This window comes from Arthrobacter sp. StoSoilB13, from assembly GCF_019977255.1.
GTDB lineage: Bacteria > Actinomycetota > Actinomycetes > Actinomycetales > Micrococcaceae > Arthrobacter.
This window is the reverse complement of sequence record NZ_AP024649.1, coordinates 483,229-500,284: the sequence shown is the minus strand read 5'-3', so window position 1 is coordinate 500,284 and position 17,056 is coordinate 483,229. Positions and strand designations below refer to the sequence as shown.

General features: G+C 63.1%; 14 protein-coding genes and 1 pseudogene. 11 read left to right on the top strand and 4 right to left on the bottom strand.

What is annotated here, in order from left to right:
* Positions 1-7: 7 nt before the first annotated feature.
* The 7 genes and pseudogenes from LDP01_RS20915 to LDP01_RS20885 all read left to right on the top strand — a co-directional run bounded on the left by LDP01_RS20915 (position 8) and on the right by LDP01_RS20885 (position 7,988).
* Positions 8-766 carry a MerR family transcriptional regulator gene (locus LDP01_RS20915; protein WP_224095084.1) on the top strand — a complete coding sequence of 253 codons (759 nt, stop codon included), beginning with the start codon at positions 8-10 and terminating at the stop codon, positions 764-766.
* Positions 767-810: 44 nt separating this feature from the next.
* Complete coding sequence (locus tag LDP01_RS20910; protein WP_224095083.1) at positions 811-1,413, top strand: TetR/AcrR family transcriptional regulator; 603 nt, start codon at positions 811-813, stop codon at positions 1,411-1,413.
* Between the two features lie 108 nt (positions 1,414-1,521).
* Positions 1,522-2,358: a sulfurtransferase gene (locus tag LDP01_RS20905; protein ID WP_224095082.1), complete on the top strand. Its 837-nt coding sequence runs from the start codon at positions 1,522-1,524 to the stop codon at positions 2,356-2,358.
* Positions 2,359-2,442: 84 nt separating this feature from the next.
* Positions 2,443-2,601 carry a hypothetical protein gene (locus LDP01_RS20900; protein ID WP_224095081.1) on the top strand — a complete coding sequence of 53 codons (159 nt, stop codon included), beginning with the start codon at positions 2,443-2,445 and terminating at the stop codon, positions 2,599-2,601.
* 231 nt (positions 2,602-2,832) lie between these two features.
* Positions 2,833-4,344 (top strand): aldehyde dehydrogenase family protein, encoded by a 1,512-nt coding sequence (locus tag LDP01_RS20895; RefSeq protein ID WP_224095080.1) that lies wholly within the window; start codon positions 2,833-2,835, stop codon positions 4,342-4,344.
* Complete coding sequence (locus tag LDP01_RS20890) at positions 4,345-5,985, top strand: GMC family oxidoreductase (RefSeq protein ID WP_224095079.1); 1,641 nt, start codon at positions 4,345-4,347, stop codon at positions 5,983-5,985. It abuts the gene before it with no gap.
* Between the two features lie 379 nt (positions 5,986-6,364).
* Positions 6,365-7,988 (top strand): annotated as a pseudogene (locus tag LDP01_RS20885) (amino acid permease).
* 66 nt (positions 7,989-8,054) lie between these two features.
* On the opposite strand, the gene LDP01_RS20880 reads toward LDP01_RS20885, so the two are convergent.
* Positions 8,055-9,275, bottom strand: coding sequence for an acyl-CoA dehydrogenase family protein (locus LDP01_RS20880; RefSeq protein ID WP_224095078.1), 1,221 nt, complete (start codon positions 9,273-9,275; stop codon positions 8,055-8,057).
* A gap of 137 nt (positions 9,276-9,412) precedes the next feature.
* On the opposite strand from LDP01_RS20880, the gene LDP01_RS20875 reads away from it, so the two are divergent.
* Together LDP01_RS20875 and LDP01_RS20870 are read left to right on the top strand one after the other, a co-directional pair.
* On the top strand, positions 9,413-11,131 hold the full coding sequence (locus tag LDP01_RS20875; protein WP_224095076.1) for an AMP-binding protein: 1,719 nt from the start codon (positions 9,413-9,415) through the stop codon (positions 11,129-11,131).
* 24 nt (positions 11,132-11,155) lie between these two features.
* Complete coding sequence (locus LDP01_RS20870) at positions 11,156-11,665, top strand: MarR family winged helix-turn-helix transcriptional regulator (RefSeq protein ID WP_224095074.1); 510 nt, start codon at positions 11,156-11,158, stop codon at positions 11,663-11,665.
* A 93-nt stretch (positions 11,666-11,758) separates the two neighbouring features.
* On the opposite strand, the gene LDP01_RS20865 is transcribed toward LDP01_RS20870, so the two are convergent.
* Positions 11,759-12,934 (bottom strand): pyridoxal phosphate-dependent aminotransferase, encoded by a 1,176-nt coding sequence (locus LDP01_RS20865; protein ID WP_224095072.1) that lies wholly within the window; start codon positions 12,932-12,934, stop codon positions 11,759-11,761.
* A 271-nt stretch (positions 12,935-13,205) separates the two neighbouring features.
* On the opposite strand from LDP01_RS20865, the gene LDP01_RS20860 reads away from it, so the two are divergent.
* Positions 13,206-14,096: a hypothetical protein gene (locus LDP01_RS20860; protein WP_224095070.1), complete on the top strand. Its 891-nt coding sequence runs from the start codon at positions 13,206-13,208 to the stop codon at positions 14,094-14,096.
* A 448-nt stretch (positions 14,097-14,544) separates the two neighbouring features.
* Here the strand turns inward: LDP01_RS20860 and LDP01_RS20855 are convergent, their stop codons facing one another.
* Positions 14,545-15,816 carry an FG-GAP repeat domain-containing protein gene (locus LDP01_RS20855; protein WP_224095068.1) on the bottom strand — a complete coding sequence of 424 codons (1,272 nt, stop codon included), beginning with the start codon at positions 15,814-15,816 and terminating at the stop codon, positions 14,545-14,547.
* A 255-nt stretch (positions 15,817-16,071) separates the two neighbouring features.
* Here LDP01_RS20855 and LDP01_RS20850 point away from each other — a divergent pair, with 255 nt between their 5' ends.
* The gene (locus tag LDP01_RS20850; RefSeq protein WP_224095066.1) at positions 16,072-16,749 is read left to right on the top strand and encodes a TenA family protein; all 678 of its coding nucleotides are present in this window, start codon (positions 16,072-16,074) and stop codon (positions 16,747-16,749) included.
* 63 nt (positions 16,750-16,812) lie between these two features.
* Here the strand turns inward: LDP01_RS20850 and LDP01_RS20845 are convergent, their stop codons facing one another.
* A complete protein-coding gene (locus LDP01_RS20845) occupies positions 16,813-16,980 on the bottom strand; it encodes a hypothetical protein (RefSeq protein WP_224095064.1) in 168 nt (55 codons plus the stop codon).
* Positions 16,981-17,056 lie beyond the last annotated feature (76 nt).

The following is a 17,056-nucleotide window of genomic DNA, read 5'->3' as shown; positions in this document are numbered from 1 at the left end:
AGGACACATGGACTGGTCGATCCAGGAAATTGCCAAAATGGCAGGGACCACCAGCCGCACGCTGCGTCATTACGACGATATTGGGCTGCTCAAGCCAAGCCGGACCGGTCATAACGGCTACCGCTATTACGACGGTCCGGCCTTGGTGCAGCTCCAGCGGATCCTCCTGCTCCGGGAACTTGGACTGGGCTTGCCTGCGATTGCCGACGTGCTGGCCCGGGAGACCGACACCGTCAAGGCGTTGAGCGGCCATCTGGAATGGCTTGGGCAAGAGCAGGACCGCCTGTCGCGGCAAATCGCGTCGGTGCGGCAAACCATTGACACATTGAAAGGGGATGGAAAGTACATGGCACAGGACATGTTTGACGGCTTCGACCACACTCAATACAAGGACGAGGTGGAGGAACGCTGGGGCAAGGACGCTTACGCCACCAGTGACGCTTGGTGGCGCGGCATGAGCGCCGAAGAAAAGCAGCAATGGAAGGACCGCTCCCGCCAACTGGGTAGCGACTGGATCTCCGCTGCCACATCCGGCATCGCGCCGGATAGCGCTGAAGCACAAGAACTGGCAAGGCGCCACGTGGAATGGCTCCGCGGAATCCCAGGCACACCGTCCGCCACACCCGGTGGAGACGTGAAAGGCTACGTCACCGGCCTCGGTGAAATGTACGTTGCTGATCCTCGATTTGCCGCGAACTATGGCGGCGAGCCGGGAGCCACGTTCGTTCGCGATGCCCTGCGGGTTTACGCGGAGGAAAACCTGTAGGCAGCCGGGATGCGCCAATTCGGGTTTGGCAATAGTCTGGCCGAATGGGTACAAGCACCGTAAAGTCCAGCGAACAGGTTGACAGGCAGACACGCATCCTCGAAGCGGCCCTGGAACTCCTGTCCCGCCACGGCATTTCGGGCATCAATATGCGAGCCGTGGCGCGTGAAGCAGGCGTGGCGCTTGGGCTCGTGAACTACTACTACGAGGACAAGTCGAGCCTGATCCGCGCGGTTCTGCACCGGATCGAAGAGCACGACCTCATGCTCGTGGAGCCGGAGCCGGCATCAACCCCTGAGGAGCAACTCCGGGAGTCACTTCGGCGCGTTGCGGACCCTGATCTCCTGACTACGCCGTACCTGTCCCTCCGCCTCCACCTCTGGGCCCTCGCCCAGGCTGACGAGGACTTTGCACGGATCAACGCGGCGGCTTTTGACCGGTATCTGGTCGGGCTTGCCACACTCATAGGGAATGCCAGACCCGGGCTTTCTGCTGATGAGTGCAGGGAGCGCGCGGCAGACATCGTCGTCGTGCAAAACGGCATGTGGCTCACCACGCTCCTGGGCATAGACAAGGCTGCTATCGAGCGAGGTATTGCCCGCACGGAGCAGATCGCTTTCGCCCCTTCGCGGGGTAACGATGGTTGAACACAGGTAGAGGGGATTCTGCGGCGACGGTCGCGGGCCCCTAGGCAAGCGTCCATATAATGGGACGTTTTTGCTCGAATAATGGACGCGTCCTTTAGCCTGCACTGTATGGACGATAGCCGGACAACCCAAGAGGACCTTCCGCCCTTTGTTGATGCCGCATGGCTCAAGGCACACCGAACCAACGTTGTCACCGCTGATGTTCGGTGGTACCTCGACGGCGCGTCGGGTCGTGCAGCGTACGACGGCGGGCACCTTCCAGGCGCGCTGTTCGTGGACCTGGATTCATGGCTGTCGGGCAGTTCGGGACCACGCGGCCTGAACCCTCTTCCCGACCCTGAAGTGTTCGCGCAGGGAATGTCTTCCCTGGGAATCGGCGACTCCACCACCGTCGTCGCCTATGACGATGCGGGAGGAGTCATCGCAGCACGGCTCGTATGGATGCTACGCGCCCTCGGGCATCGGGCGGCGCTGCTCGACGGCGGGATTGCCGCGTGGACAGAAGCGCTGGAGACGACGCCCGCCAAGCCGACGCCCGCGACTTTCACGCCGTCTCCGTGGCCGAAGGAGCATCTCGCCCAGCTTGAGGACATTAAGGCAGGGGCTGCCGGGATCATCGTCGACGCTCGAAACGCCGACCGCTTCGACGGAAGCCTCCAACTGCCCACCGATCCCCAAGCCGGACACATCCCCGGCGCCGTGAACGTCCCATGCCGTGGGAACCTAGACCCTGACGGACGCCTGCGCCCGATCACCGAGGTCCGACGAGCGTTTGCGAAGGTTGGGATCGAAGATGCGACTGCCGTCATCTCCTACTGCGGATCAGGCGTCACGGCATGCCACAACCTTCTCGCTCTCGAGTATGCAGGATTTGGTCGCGGCCGCCTCTACCCAGGCGGGTGGTCAGAGTACGGAGCCGAGGCTCGCCGAGCCGAGCTTGGCTGACAGACGCCGTACGAGTACCACTGGTGCACGGAAATCGCTCGTGGTTTGCGTAGCATGGGGGCTCAACGACTATTGGGGGTAGCAATGAATTTAAGTCCAGCCTTCGGAATTATGGGCATCCTGTACGCGGTCTTCATGATCGCGGTGGCCGCCCTGGCCGTGTACGCCCTGGTCTTGGCCGTCATCTTCCTACGGCTGAGGATCGCTGAGTTGAAGAGGGCGGCACGGGCCGGGGACAGCTGATTCCGCTGCGCGCTTTCGGCTTAACGTGTGCCGGAGAGCCAAGAATCGAATACTGCGAATAGCTTCCGGACCACGACGGCGCCCCTCCCGGCAACGGTAGGGGCGCCGTCGTTGTCCCCCGGAACAGCACCCACACCACCCCCTCACCACGCGAACGCGCAGCCCGAAATCTTGAACATTTGTTCATACTGACTCTTGAACAGATGTTCAAGATGAACTAATCTGCATCGTATGACCCAAGCCACATTCTCCGATTCCGCATCCACTCTTTTCATCAACGGCGCGTGGGAGCCGGCCGCGTCCGGCGCGGTGCGCCAGATCCACAACCCGGCCGACGGCGAACTGGTCGCCACGGTCTCCGAGGCGGGCCGCGAAGATGCTGAGCGCGCCATCTCGGCAGCCCGTGCAGCCTTTGACTCCGGCGTATGGTCCTCTGTTCCGGCGCCCGATCGCGGTGCATTTCTGCTGAAGGTCGCCGCGGAACTGCGCGAACGCCGGGAGAAGTTCGCCCGCGCTGAATCGCTGGACACGGGCAAGCGGATCATCGAAAGCCGTATCGACATCGATGACATCGCTGCCTGCTTCGAATATTTCGGAAGGCTCGCCGGGCAGTCGGCAGGCCGCATAGTCGATGCTGGGGACAACGCCGTCGTCAGCAAAATCGTCTACGAGCCCGTTGGTGTCTGCGGCTTGATCACGCCGTGGAACTACCCGCTCCTGCAAGCTGCATGGAAGATCGCTCCCGCGTTGGCCGCTGGCTGCACCTTCGTCCTCAAGCCTGCCGAGCTGACCCCGTCGACGGCAATCCTTGCCATGCAGTTGCTTAAGGACCTTGGCCTGCCCGGCGGCGTCGCCAACCTCCTGACAGGCCCCGGAGCCAAAGCGGGCGCACCCCTTTCAGAGCACCCCGACATTGACCTGGTCTCCTTTACGGGCGGCCTGGAAACCGGCAAACGCATCGCAGCGGCGGCCGCCGGAACCGTCAAGAAGGTCGCCCTGGAACTTGGCGGCAAGAACCCCAATGTCGTGTTTGCCGACGCTGACTTCGACGCCGCCGTCGACAATGCGTTGAACGGCGCGTTTGTGCACTCGGGCCAGGTCTGCTCTGCGGGGGCGCGGTTGGTTGTGGAGGAATCCATCGCCGGGCGCTTCGTCGACGAGTTGGTCCGCAGGGCAAAGGACATCCGCCTCGGCGGGCCCTTCGACGATGACGCCGAAACCGGACCGCTCATCTCTGCAGAGCACCGCGACAAGGTCCACGAGTACGTCCAGCGTGGCGTTGCGGAGGGCGCGCGGTTGCGTTGTGGCGGTGCGGCGCCTGAAGGGGAGAAGTACGACGCCGGCTTCTACTACCAGCCGACCATCCTGGACCGCGTCCAACGGGGAATGTCGGTTGTGGTTGACGAAGCCTTCGGCCCGGTAGTGACCGTGGAGACCTTCCGCACCGAAGACGAAGCCGTAGCCACCGCGAACGACACCATTTACGGACTGGCCGGCGCCGTCTGGACCCAGGACGCCGGCAAGGCGCAGCGGGTAGCAGGCCGTCTGCGGCACGGCACCGTTTGGATCAACGACTACCACCCTTACCTTCCGCAGGCCGAATGGGGCGGCTTCGGCCAGTCCGGCGTCGGCCGCGAGCTCGGTCCCACCGGCCTCGCTGAATACCAGGAAGCAAAGCACATCTACCAGAACACCAACCCGCAGGTAACCGGCTGGTTCGCTGACCGCAGCAAGGAGAAATAGATGCACACCGAGAACATCGAGAACCTCAACGACCGGGGGTTCGACTACGTCGTCATTGGCGGCGGCTCGGCCGGGGCCGCTGTAGCCGCACGCCTGAGCGAGGATCCTTCCGTTTCCGTGGCACTTGTTGAAGCCGGTCCGGATGACCGCGGCCTCCCCGAGATTCTGCAGCTTGACCGCTGGATGGAACTGCTGGAGTCGGGATATGACTGGGACTACCCGGTGGAACCGCAGGAGAACGGCAACTCCTTCATGCGCCACGCCCGCGCCAAGGTCATGGGCGGCTGCTCCAGCCATAACTCCTGCATCGCTTTCTGGGCACCCCGCGAAGACCTGGACGAGTGGGAGTCAAAGTACGGCGCCACCGGCTGGAACGCCGCCGCGGCCTGGCCGTTGTACCGGCGGCTGGAAACCAATGAGGATGCGGGCCCGGACGCTCCCCACCATGGCGACTCGGGGCCCGTGCACCTGATGAACGTGCCCCCGGCGGATCCCACCGGCGTCGCGCTCCTTGATGCCTGCGAGCAGGCCGGCATCCCCCGCGTAAAGTTCAACGACGGCAGCACGGTGATCAACGGGGCAAATTTCTTCCAGATCAACCGCCGTGCGGACGGGACGCGTTCCTCCAGCTCCGTCTCCTACATCCACCCCATCATCGAACGCGAAAACTTCACGCTGCTGACCGGCCTGCGGGCGCGCCAACTGGTGTTCGACGCGGACAAGCGCTGCACCGGCGTCGACGTCGTTGACTCGGCTTTCGGTCGGACCCACCGGCTCACAGCGCATCGCGAGGTGATCCTCTCAACCGGAGCCATCGACTCCCCCAAGCTCCTCATGCTGTCCGGCATCGGCCCGGCCGCGCATCTGGCCGCACACGGCATCGACGTGGTGGTCGATTCCCCCGGCGTCGGCGAGCACCTCCAGGACCACCCGGAAGGCGTGGTGCAGTTCGAGGCCAAGCAGCCCATGGTGCAGACCTCCACCCAGTGGTGGGAGATTGGCATCTTCACCCCCACTGAAGAGGGCTTGGATCGTCCGGACCTGATGATGCATTACGGCTCTGTCCCGTTCGACATGAACACCCTTCGGCACGGCTACCCCACCACGGAAAATGGCTTCAGCCTCACCCCGAACGTCACCCACGCCCGTTCCCGCGGAACCGTCCGGCTGCGCAGCCGGGACTTCCGCGACAAGCCGATGGTGGACCCCCGTTACTTCACGGATCCGGAGGGCCACGACATGCGGGTCATGGTTGCCGGCATCCGCAAGGCACGGGAAATCGCCGCTCAGCCCGCCATGGCTGAATGGGCTGGCCGGGAGCTCTCCCCTGGTATCGAGGCACAGACGGACGAAGAACTGCAGGATTACATCCGCAAAACGCACAACACGGTGTACCACCCGGTCGGTACTGTCCGGATGGGTCCCGTGGACGATGACATGTCACCGCTGGACCCCGAGTTGCGGGTCAAGGGCGTTACCGGCCTGCGGGTTGCCGACGCCTCCGTCATGCCGGAACACGTCACCGTCAACCCCAACATCACCGTCATGATGATCGGGGAGCGGTGCGCGGACCTCATCAAAGCCAGCCGGACGGTTGAATCAACGACGGCGGAGGCAGACTTCAGCTTGACCCCCGCCTGAGACGCGATTTCCAGTGAAAGCACCGGTGGAGGGTGCATGCAGCGCCCCCACCGGCGTTTTCCATGCCCACGTTTCGGTGCCCGCGAGCGCTTAGGCCTTGAATGAGCGCCCGCATTATCTTGAACATTTGTTCATAGACAAGTCTTGAACGCCTGTTCAATCTGAACTAACCTCTTCTTATGACCCACGCCACACCTATACGGTCGCGGCTTGGCGGGCAGGCCTGGACTTCGACCACCTCGAAGGCCCAACCAGCCCCGTTACAACCATGGGGGAACAGCCGGAGGCACATAGTGGTGCCCGGCCTATTGATTTCGACTGCGACCAATGGCGGCCGCAGGTCATCACCATTCGGTGCAAGTCTGAGTTAGGAGTTCGAATGTCAGAACCCAGCAAATTAGGACCCTGCAAGAGCGATGCAAGCGGCATGGACGAGTTTGGCTACGCGCAAACACTTGACCGCAGCATCGGTAAGTTCGCCAGCTTCGCCGCCGGCGTCAGCTACATCTCCATCCTCACCGGCGTTTTTCAACTCTTTTACTTCGGCTTCTCCACGGCCGGGCCTGCCTATGCGTGGTCATGGCCCATCGTCTTCGTCGGCCAGCTGATGGTGGCACTGTGCTTTGCGGAACTGGCCGGCCGCTACCCGGTGGCTGGATCTGTCTACAACTGGGCCAAACGGCTCTCAAGCGGAACGTGGGCCTGGCTGGCGGGCTGGTTGCTCCTGCTTTCCTCGATCATGGCGCTGGGATCAGTTGCCTTGGCCCTTCAAATTACCCTGCCGCAGATCTGGAGCGGCTTCCAGCTGGTGGGCGATGGAACCGGGCCCTTACGACTTCGCCGTCAACGGGGTCATCCTTGCCAGCATCATGATCGGCATTTCCACACTCATCAACGCTTTCGGCGTGAAACTCATGACCATGATCAACAGCGTGGGCGTATTCGTGGAGCTGGTTGCGGCCGTCCTGCTGATAGCGGCGCTGATTTGGCATTCAGTGCGCGGACCGGAAGTCCTCCTGGATACGGCCGGATTCGGTGAAGAGCATCCCCTGGGCTTCTTCGGGGTGTTCATGATTGCCGCCATGGCCTCCGGCTACGTCATGTACGGGTTCGACACCGCCAGCTCCCTGGGCGAGGAAACCAAGGACCCCAAGCGCACGGCTCCCAAGGCTATCCTGCGTGCCGTTACTGCGTCCTTCCTCTTGGGAGGCCTGCTCCTCCTTGGCGGGATCCTGGCTGCGCCGGATCTGTCCGATCCCAAGCTGGGAACTGCAGACGGCGGACTCCAGTACATCGTTCTTTCGGTGCTGGGAGGCCCCTTCGGCAAGGCCTTCCTGGTTTGCATCGTGGTGGCCGTAGTGGTCTGCACGCTGGCCGTGCATGCAGCAGCTATCCGCATGATGTTCGCCATGGCCAGGGACAACAACCTTCCCTTCAGCCGCCAGCTCAGCAAAGTGCACCCCACCCGGAAAACCCCCACAGTGGCCGCCATCGTCATCGGTGCAGTGGCAGTCATCCCGCTGATCGTCAACATCTCCCAGCCGGCCATCTTCACCATTCTTTCCAGCATCAGCATCGTCCTGATCTACCTCTCCTACCTGCTGGTCACCGTTCCGATGCTGCGGCGCCGGTTCCTTAAGAAGTGGCCCCTGAAGGACGACGGATCAGAACCGGGATTCAGCCTAGGCAAATGGGGCCTGCCCGTGAACATCCTGGCAGTGCTCTGGGGCGGCGCGATGACGGTGAACCTGATCTGGCCACGGCCGGAGATCTACAACTCAGTACCGCCCTTCGAGTGGTACCTGCAGTGGGGCGGCGTCATGTTCGTTGCTGCGGTGATCATCGGCGGAACGCTCCTTTACCGCCTCCGTATCAGGCACCGGACAGGGGTTTTGGCCGAGCACGCCGCTGCGGCCCCCTCTCCCGAACCAGCCTCCGCGCAGCCAAACTCCGCCGAGCCAAATTCCCCCGAACCTGTCCAGGTCCTAACCCAAAGTTCATAGCAGTCTGACAATGAGGGCATCTCTTCGCCGGCGTTCCACGAGCGAAGAGATGCCCTCTTTGTCGCCTTAGACGAATGCCGACTTTCCCGTGACGGCCCTGGCCACGATCATGGAGTTGATCTCGTAGCTGCCCTCGTAGGTGTACAGGATTTCGGCGTCGCCGAAGAGCTTGCCCATCTCGTAATCCGTGGTGATGCCGTTCCCGCCCATCAGGGACCGCCCCATAGCCACCGACGAGCGCGCCAAACGCGTTGTGGTCGCCTTGCACATCGCGGCCTGCACCATTTCCAGCTTCCCCGCCTGCTGGATGCGGGCCAGTTCCACCATCAAGGACAGGGAGGCATTGGCGTTGCCCAGGATGTCCGCGAGTTGCTGCTGGATGAGCTGGAACCGGGCCAATTCCTTGCCGAACTGTTTACGTTCCAAGGCGTAGGACCTGGCAATATCGAAGGCCGCCAATTGGATGCCCGCAGCCTGCCACCCCACCCAGGCCCGCGAGTCCCGCAGCAGGTCATTGGCCCGGGAGAATGCCGTGGCGCCGGGCAGCAGGTTATCCGCAGGAATCCGGACGTCGTCCAGCGTGATGTCCGCATTCTGCATGATGCGGAGGCCGATCTTGTTGGTGATCTTGGTGGCCGAGTATCCTGCCCGGTCCGTCTCCACAATGAAGCCCTTGATCTGGTGATCAGACACGTCACGGGCCCACACCAAGGCGAAGTCGGCGATTGTCCCCGCTCCGATCCAGCGCTTGGCACCGTTGATGACCCATTCACCGCCGTCGCGCCGCGCCGTCGTCGAGAGTCCTCCGGCGATGTCCGAACCGTGGTCCGGTTCCGTGAGCGCGAAGGCGCCCAACTGTGTGAAGGCCTCCAGCCCGGGCAGCCACTTCCGCTTTTGTTCGGGAGAGCCGAGTTCATGGATCATGCCGACAATGAGTTCGTTATGGATCCCCACGAGCGCGGACAGCGACACGTCTGCCCGGGCAATCTCGGTGTACATGAGGCCCTTGAACAGCTTGGAGGAGCCGTCGGTCTGCAGCCCGCCGAGCCCGTATTTTGCCATTTCGGCCAGGAGCCCGAACGGGAACTCTTCGCGGTTCCAATATTCGATGCTGGCAGCGCGGATCCGCGTTTGGAGGAACTCCCGCACCTCCGCGTACCGCTCCTGCTCCCCCGCAGGAAGCAGGTCCACTACATGCATCAGGTCCGCCTCCGGATAAGGAGGGAGGACTTTCCGTGTCGGTTCGCCGCTGGTAACGGTGCCGGCAGCTGCTTTTTCGTCGAGCATTTGACCCCTTCGTCATGTCCAACGCAGGCTCTTCCAAACCCTTGGATGTCCTAGTATATTGCAAGGTGATGTGGACCACTAGGCGGGGTGCTCCGGCGACGGCGCCGAGGCACTAATCCCCCAGCGAAAGGCGGACTATGACAGTCACAGAAGACTTCCGTGCGGCCCGTGACCGGCTGCTGGAACTGCGCGAGGATTACAGGCAGGCCCACAGGGAATTCGAATGGCCACGTTTTGACGAATTCAACTTCGCCCTCGATTGGTTCGACCAGATCGCTGCGGATCCGGAACGGGGAAACAAACCGGCACTGGTCATCGTGGAGCAGGACGGCAGTTCCACACGTCGCACATTTGCGGACCTTTCGCGACGGTCCTCCCAACTCGCCAAGTGGCTGCGCAGCGAGGGCGTCAAACGCGGGGACCACATGATCATCATGCTTGGCAACCAGGTGGAGCTTTGGGAGCTCATGCTTGCCGGCATCAAGCTGGGCATCGTCATGATCCCCACCACCACCCTCATGGGCGCCCGGGATCTCCAAGACCGCGTAGAACGGGGCGGGGCCAACTGGGTGGCCGTGGGTAGCGCCAACATTGGGAAGTTCGCGGACGTGGCGGGCGATTACACGCTCATCGAGGTCGGCGCGGACCACGCCAACGACCAGGCGCTGCAGTACGCGGATTCGTACGACGCCGGCACGGACTTCACGCCCGACGCCCCCACCAAAGCGGACGAGACACTGCTCCTCTACTTCACGTCCGGCACCACTTCGAGGGCCAAGCTCGTGGAGCACACCCACACCTCCTACCCCGTGGGCCACCTTTCCACGATGTACTGGATCGGCCTTGAACCCGGCGACGTGCACCTCAATGTCGCCTCCCCCGGCTGGGCCAAGCACGCCTGGTCCAACGTCTTCACACCCTGGATCGCCGAGGCCTGTGTCTTCATCTACAACTACGAACGCTTCAATGCGGCCGCCCTCATGGACCAAATGGGCCGCGAAGGAGTCACGAGCTTCTGCGCGCCGCCCACCGTCTGGCGCATGCTCATCCAGGCGGACCTCACTCAGCTGGCCTCGCCGCCCCGGAAGGTGGTGTCCGCCGGCGAACCGCTGAATGCGGAAGTCATCGGCCAGGTGGAGGAAGCGTGGGGCGTCACCATCCGCGACGGTTTCGGCCAGACCGAATCCACCGTCCAGATCGCGAACACGCCGGCACAGCCGGTGAAGATCGGTTCCATGGGCCGGCCGCTGCCCGGATACGACGTCGTCCTGGTCGATCCGCTCACCGGCAAGGAAGCCGACGACGGCGAACTCTGCCTGCGCTTGGACCCCCGGCCCGTGGGGCTCATGAAAAGCTACTTCGGTGACGAAGCGAAAACAGCAGAAGCGTTCCGCGACGGCTACTACCACACCGGCGATATGGCCAGCCGGGACGCCGACGGGGTCATCACCTATGTGGGCCGGGACGACGACGTCTTCAAATCCTCCGACTACCGCTTGTCCCCCTTCGAACTCGAAAGCGTACTGATCGAACACCCCGCCGTGGCGGAGGCCGCCGTCGTACCTTCGCCTGACCCGGTGAAGCTGTCGGTGCCGAAAGCGTTTGTGGTGCTCGCCGCCGGCTACGAACCCGGACCCGCCGTTGCCGAGGACATCCTGCGATACTGTCGCGAGCACCTGGCGCCCTTCAAACGGATACGGCGTCTCGAATTCGGCGAACTGCCCAAGACCATTTCAGGCAAGATCAGGCGTGTGGAACTTCGCGGCACGGAAGTGGCGCGGCACGGAAGCGGACCGTTGCCGGCAGGCCTCGGCCTGGAATACACCGAGGAAGAGTTCCCGAATCTGAAAGACTAGCCACCCGAGCAACGAAGGAGGCCCATGGGCACCCCACTCCCCCGCGACCCCATCGCCGACGCCCAACGCAACTGGGAACGGCACGGTTGGGGCGATGTCGCCGCGCCCATGGCAGCCATCACCGCGATCATGCGCACCCAGCAGATCCTGCTTGCACGCATCGAGACGGTCCTCAAACCGTTCGGCCTGACCTTCGCACGCTACGAACTCCTCGCGCTGCTGAGTTTCGCCCGCAGCGGCGCACTCCCCATGAACAAGGCGAGCGCGCTGCTGCAGGTGCACCCCACCTCGGTGACCAACGCCGTCGACCGTCTCGAAAAGGCCGGCCTGGTGGCCCGCTCCCCGCACCCCACCGACGGCCGCACCACCCTGATCGAGCTCACTGCCGAGGGCCGCACCCTCGCCAAGAAGGCGACGGCGGCACTCAATTCCGAGGTTTTCGGCAAGTCAGGCTTCGGGGCCGACGACGTCGATCACCTTATCCGCGTCCTGGGGACCTTCCGCAGGGATGCCGGGGACTTTACAGAGGAGTGATCCTTTCGGCGCTCTTCATGCCAGCTGAGTGAAACCCAGGGGGTCCGGATTCAGCCCCTCCGGTCCCACGTCCATCAACTGACGCCCGGCGTTCTACGGGATGCGTCCGCCCGCCCCACGCACCGCCGCCCTGAAACGGTCACCGAGAAGTTCGATCCGTTCAACAGGTTCGTTGCTAAAAACAAGACGCAGATGACGGCCAGCTACGTCGCCGCCCCAGCCAGTCATGGCAGTGGCGGCTACACCATGCCCTAAAAGCACTCGGGAAAGGTCCGATGGATTCACCCCATGCTCCGTGGTGTCCAGGATCTGCGACCAACCTCCGGCAGCCGGGATCATGGCAAAGCCTTCCAGGGATGCGGTAAGGGCATCACGCCGGCGTTGCCACTCTTCAATGCATTGAGCCAGTCCGTCATCGGCCCCGCCCAGGGCAGCTATCAGCCCGGCTTGGGCGATGCCTCCGGGGGTGATGCCGTTGTAGATGTGAACCATCGCGAGGTCCGGTATCACCGCGGCGGGGGCGACGATCCACCCGATCCTCCAGCCGATCATCCGCTGCTCGATCGAGGGTGTGCCAACAATGACGGTGCGGTCCCGCATCCCCGGATAGGACACCGGGCTCACAACCGGCAAACCGTCGTAGACGACTCCCTCCATAAACGACCAATAGATCAGCCACAGGTCCTTCTCCACGCATAGCCTGGTAATGGCCTGCCATTCCTCGTCATTGAGCCTGTAGCCGGCGGGAAACGACGGATTCTGGAGGAAGACGGCCCTCGTTCCGGGTGTGACTGCCGCTTCCAACGCATCGATGTCCAACCGCCAGGTTCCATCCCCGGCTGTCATCGCCACCAACCGCGGCACGCCTCCTGCCAGATAAACCCTGTTGAGCATGCCCGCGTACGTGGGGTCAGTGAGCACTATTTCATCGCCAGGGTCGGTCAGGGCCAGCAGTGCGTCCAGAAGGCAGTCTCCGTCGCTGGCAGTCAGGATGATTTCGGTTTCCGGATCGTACTTGACGCCGCTGCGGGACGCCACATGGGCCGCCACTGCCTCTTTGGCGGCCAACTGGCCCGTGAAAGGGAGGTATGAGTTGGCCGAGTCCAGGCCAACGGCCGCGCGGGTAGCTTCGATCGCCAACGGAGGCGGAAGAAGGTCGGTATCAAGATTCTCCAGGCGCAGAGTGTTTGGATCCTCACCCGCCGCCGCGGCCACCGTGTCTATGTTGAAGCCGGCGACGTACTTCAGCCGGGCAGGCCTGGTTCTCATCGTTGCCTCATTTCACCGAAGAAGGGTCATCCAAGACCATCGTCCGCTCGAAGTTCCCGAAACGGAACGGCAATAACGCGATTTTGAACTGCAATTTCCACGGCCACATGGATTACCAGCTGCCACCTTCTGTACCCGGATGCGCCGCCGGGCGTATCCTAAAGCTCCATTGCCGCAGTGGGGGGTGGAGCGTTTGGCCAAGAACCCGGGACAACGCCGCAGCATACTTCTGCGCCCTTTCCTCCTTGCCATGCTTGCCTCGTCTGCATGGATGCTGTGGTTGACAGGCCCTTCAGCAGCCGCCGCGGATATCCTTCCCGTCATACCTCCGCTACCGAGCAGCACCACGCCGCTAACGCAGACTCTGCAGGCGCCCTCGGTCACATCGTTGGCCGATTCTGTGGACCCAGCGGCTCCCGATCTTGATCCGCTGGCCGAGGCTTCCGCAGCTCCCGTGCTGTCTGAGGCTCCCGCGCTGCCTGAGGCTCCCACGGCTCCCGCGCTCCCGACGGTAACCGTCCCCCAAGTACTAGGTGCCCCCCAGGTTCCGGTCGTCGGCCAGCTTCCCGAGGTACAGAAACTTCCTGTGGTGGAGGGAGTCCTGGAGCTCCTGCCCGAAGTTTCAGACGTACTTCCCGTGCCCGCGGTGCCCGCGCTGCCGGAAGTGCCTGGCTTGCCCGATGTGCCGGACTTGCCCGGGCTTGCCGACCCTCCGCTTCCTCCAACGCCGGCGCCCGCGCCCAACCCGCTCGACGGCGTCGCCCCGCCTGAGGTTTCGACCTCCCCGGCAGCCACAACCTCACCGTCGGGCGCTCCGACGCTGCCACTCGCCGTCGTACTCCAAACCACGCAAGCAGCGGCGCCCTTGCTCGGAGGCCCCAGCCTCCCGCAGCCCATACCGACCTTTGATCCAGCAGGGGTTCCGCCCGCCGCGATGCTCGCACCCGGCAGCCCGGTTCCCGGCGCACCGCTTTATCCGGTACCGGCGCCAAGCACCGCAGGCGTGTCCGGAGCGGGCGGCTCAAGCACGTCCGCCCCCGGGGCGTCCGACATCCCGGAGGTCCTCTCGCCGCTGCCGCCTCCGAGAGCCGGTCCAGTGACGGACCCGCAGCGAACGGCATCACCACAACCCTCGTTCGATCCCGGGTCCCGACCTGACTGATGCGGTGGCTCCTGCTTTGGCAGGCACCACCACCTGCGCCAACCGACGCAGGCATAAGACATCAGTCAGGAGGCACCCATGCTTCGCAAAATCCAGGTCCCTGTCCGCAATCACGCAAAGGCATCCGCCAGCCAACGTATCGGCTTTTGGCCCGACTTGGTCGGCAACTGGCCGGACCCGATGCACGCGGAAAGGAGCCGGATAGTCTGCTGAGGGGCGGCACACCGCCCAGGAAATAACGACGCCGGCCGGATGGTCAGTCTGACTGTCCGGCCGGCGTCGTGCTGTCCGAAGGCGCCCGTTTCCGACACGGCTTCATGGGCTCCCGGGACCACCTTCCCCATACTGATGGGCTTGCTGACCGGACTAATTACCGGACGGGTGCGGGCTCGGGATGACGGTTAGGACGGCGAGCCATTTCTCTCGGGCATCCCTTTCGAGTGGGCTATTAGATCAAGGAGCGGAAGATGTCCCAGCCGGTGCCGATGGTTTCGGCGGTGGGAACGAAGCCGGTGTACTTGAGCAGGTCTCCGTCCGGGTTGATGGCGATGGTGTCGTTCCGTGTCACCGTGTGCCCCCAATGTATTGCCTCGCCCAGGTTGTGGGTGAAGCTGCCGGCGCCGATGATTTCCGACATGACCTCCCAGCCGGGACCCCAGGTATTAGCCCCTTGCCAGCCTCCTTGGCCGTCTGATCTGTAGTGGTGCATGTAGCCGGCGTGGTCACGTCCGAGGATGTCTACGGCACCGTCGCCGCTTAGGTCGCCGGAGGCAATGATCTTGTCGAAGACCTGCCAGCCGGTGCCCACAACGACCGCCTGCTTCCAGCCGCCTTCACCGTCGCCGGGGTACAAGTGGAGATCGCCCCGTGCATCGCGGGCGAGGACATCGTTGTTGCCGTCCCCGTCAAAGTCACCCGGACCCACGAACGTGTCGAACATGTTCCAGCCCGTACCGACGACAGATCTGTCCAGCCAGCCTCCGTGTCCATCGCCCGGGTATTGGTAGAGGTCTCCCTCCGCGTCGCGAGCAAGGATGTCGTTGTTGCCGTCCCCATCGAAATCGCCAGGTGAGAAAACGATGTTGAAGATGTTCCATCCGGTGCCCACGAGCCTGGGCTGGTCCCAGTGCGACGTTTCGTAGCTGGGGCACACTCCGGCGTCGCACGATCCGAGGGTGTAAGTGTAGGTCCGGGGATACAGGACCAGTTCCCCGGTGTCCGTGCGGCCCAACAGCTCGAAGTTTCCCCGCCCGGTCCAGCCCATGGCCCGGTTGGACGCCGCAATGGGCTCTGTCTCCTTGCTGTGCAGCAGCGTGTTCTCATCGCCCCTTAGGGAGTCGCCGCACTGTTGCTTCTCCGGAGTCGTCGCGTAGACGTTGAAGGAGAGGCGGTTCCCGCGGTCTTCCGGCAGAATTTTTAGGGGTTCCACTTGGCGTTCCGCCGGAAGGGGTGTGCCGTTGCTCAGCCATTCAATCGTGTAACCATCCGGCGCTGCCCCGGTCTTGTCGCAGCCCGAGAATTCCCCCGGCGCACCCATCCTCAGCTCTGATCCCACGAACGGCATTCCCACCATGGACACAACTCCGTCCATATCAATATGGTGGAGCGGTTGGGCGCCTGCCGCCGTCGCCGGGACACCGCCGCTGCTTGCCAAACCGATCACGAGAAGCGCAGCCATGGCACTCCGCCGTGCGACACGCTTGAAACCGTTTGCGATCATATTTCCCCCTTGAAGACCTGTCGCAGACCTTCCGCCTGAACGGCATCTTTCCGCCAAGGCTACATGAGCGCCCGGTACCCCTTTTGGAAGCGAGCCATGGCTTAGGAATCGGATTATGGGCAGACGCTAAGAATTGGAGCACTACCCCCTCTGGCCTTTGAGCCGTGTGGGCGACGCCTGTCGCGCCGCGTCATTCAGCCGTAACCACCACCGTCGGCTGCTAGCGTGCAGTCCTGACACTTCAGGAGGAAACACGTGGGCTTTGCCGAAGAACTCAAGAAGGACTGCATCAACAATTGGGACGCCGCAATCAACCATCCGTTTGTGGATCAGTTGCTCGGCGGGAGTCTTTCCGACGACGACCTTCGGCGCTACCTTGTGCAGGACTACCAGTTCTGCGATGCCTTCATAGCGCTCCTCGGGCAGGCTGTGGCGTCTGCTCCATCCTTGTCCTCACGGTTGGTGTTCGCGCGGGTCCTGGGAGCATTCGCATCGGACGAGAACACGTACTTCCAAGACTGCTTCGATGAACTGGACGTTGCGGACGCTGACCGGATCGGGCCTGTTTTGGGAGCCGTGACCCGGGACTTTGATTCCCTCATGCGCAGCGCCCTGGCTACCCGCTCCTATCCGGACGTCCTGGCTGTCCTCCTTGTTGCCGAGTGGCTTTACGGGGACTGGGCCGCGCGGGCCCGAGATCCTGAACTGTGGCCAGCCGCGCCAAAGCACTCGGAGTGGATCCGCCTCCACAATAATCCCGAGTACAACGCCTGGGTGACGTGGCTACGGGAGGAGTTCAACGCCGTCGAGCCTGTAGATCCGGAAGTTCGCGACCGCGTTACGGAGACGTTCCGCGAGGCTGTGCGTTTGGAGCTCGCGTTCTTTGATGCCGCCGTTGTCCCGTCAGGCGCCCCGTCATCCGTCCCGGCTTAGAGAGCAACAAGTGGCTGTCCCTATGAAAGAGGCGGCAACTGCAGTGGCGTGACGCGAAAAGAGTTAGTGAATGTGGGATGCGAACGCAGAGCTGAGGGCGAAATATGAGACCACAGCCCCCTCCGGCTCAACTTGCTCGCGCGCGTAGGAGCATGCCACAGCGATGTCGTCCAGGTCGGTCCAGTGCCAGCTGTCCGGGCAGTGGTGGTTATCGCAGAATTGCCACGTCATTTCGTTCCTCAGTCATCGCCCTGTTTGTCCTTATATAGGACCGCTCCGGGGCGGGATCGTGACGAGGAAAGTATGG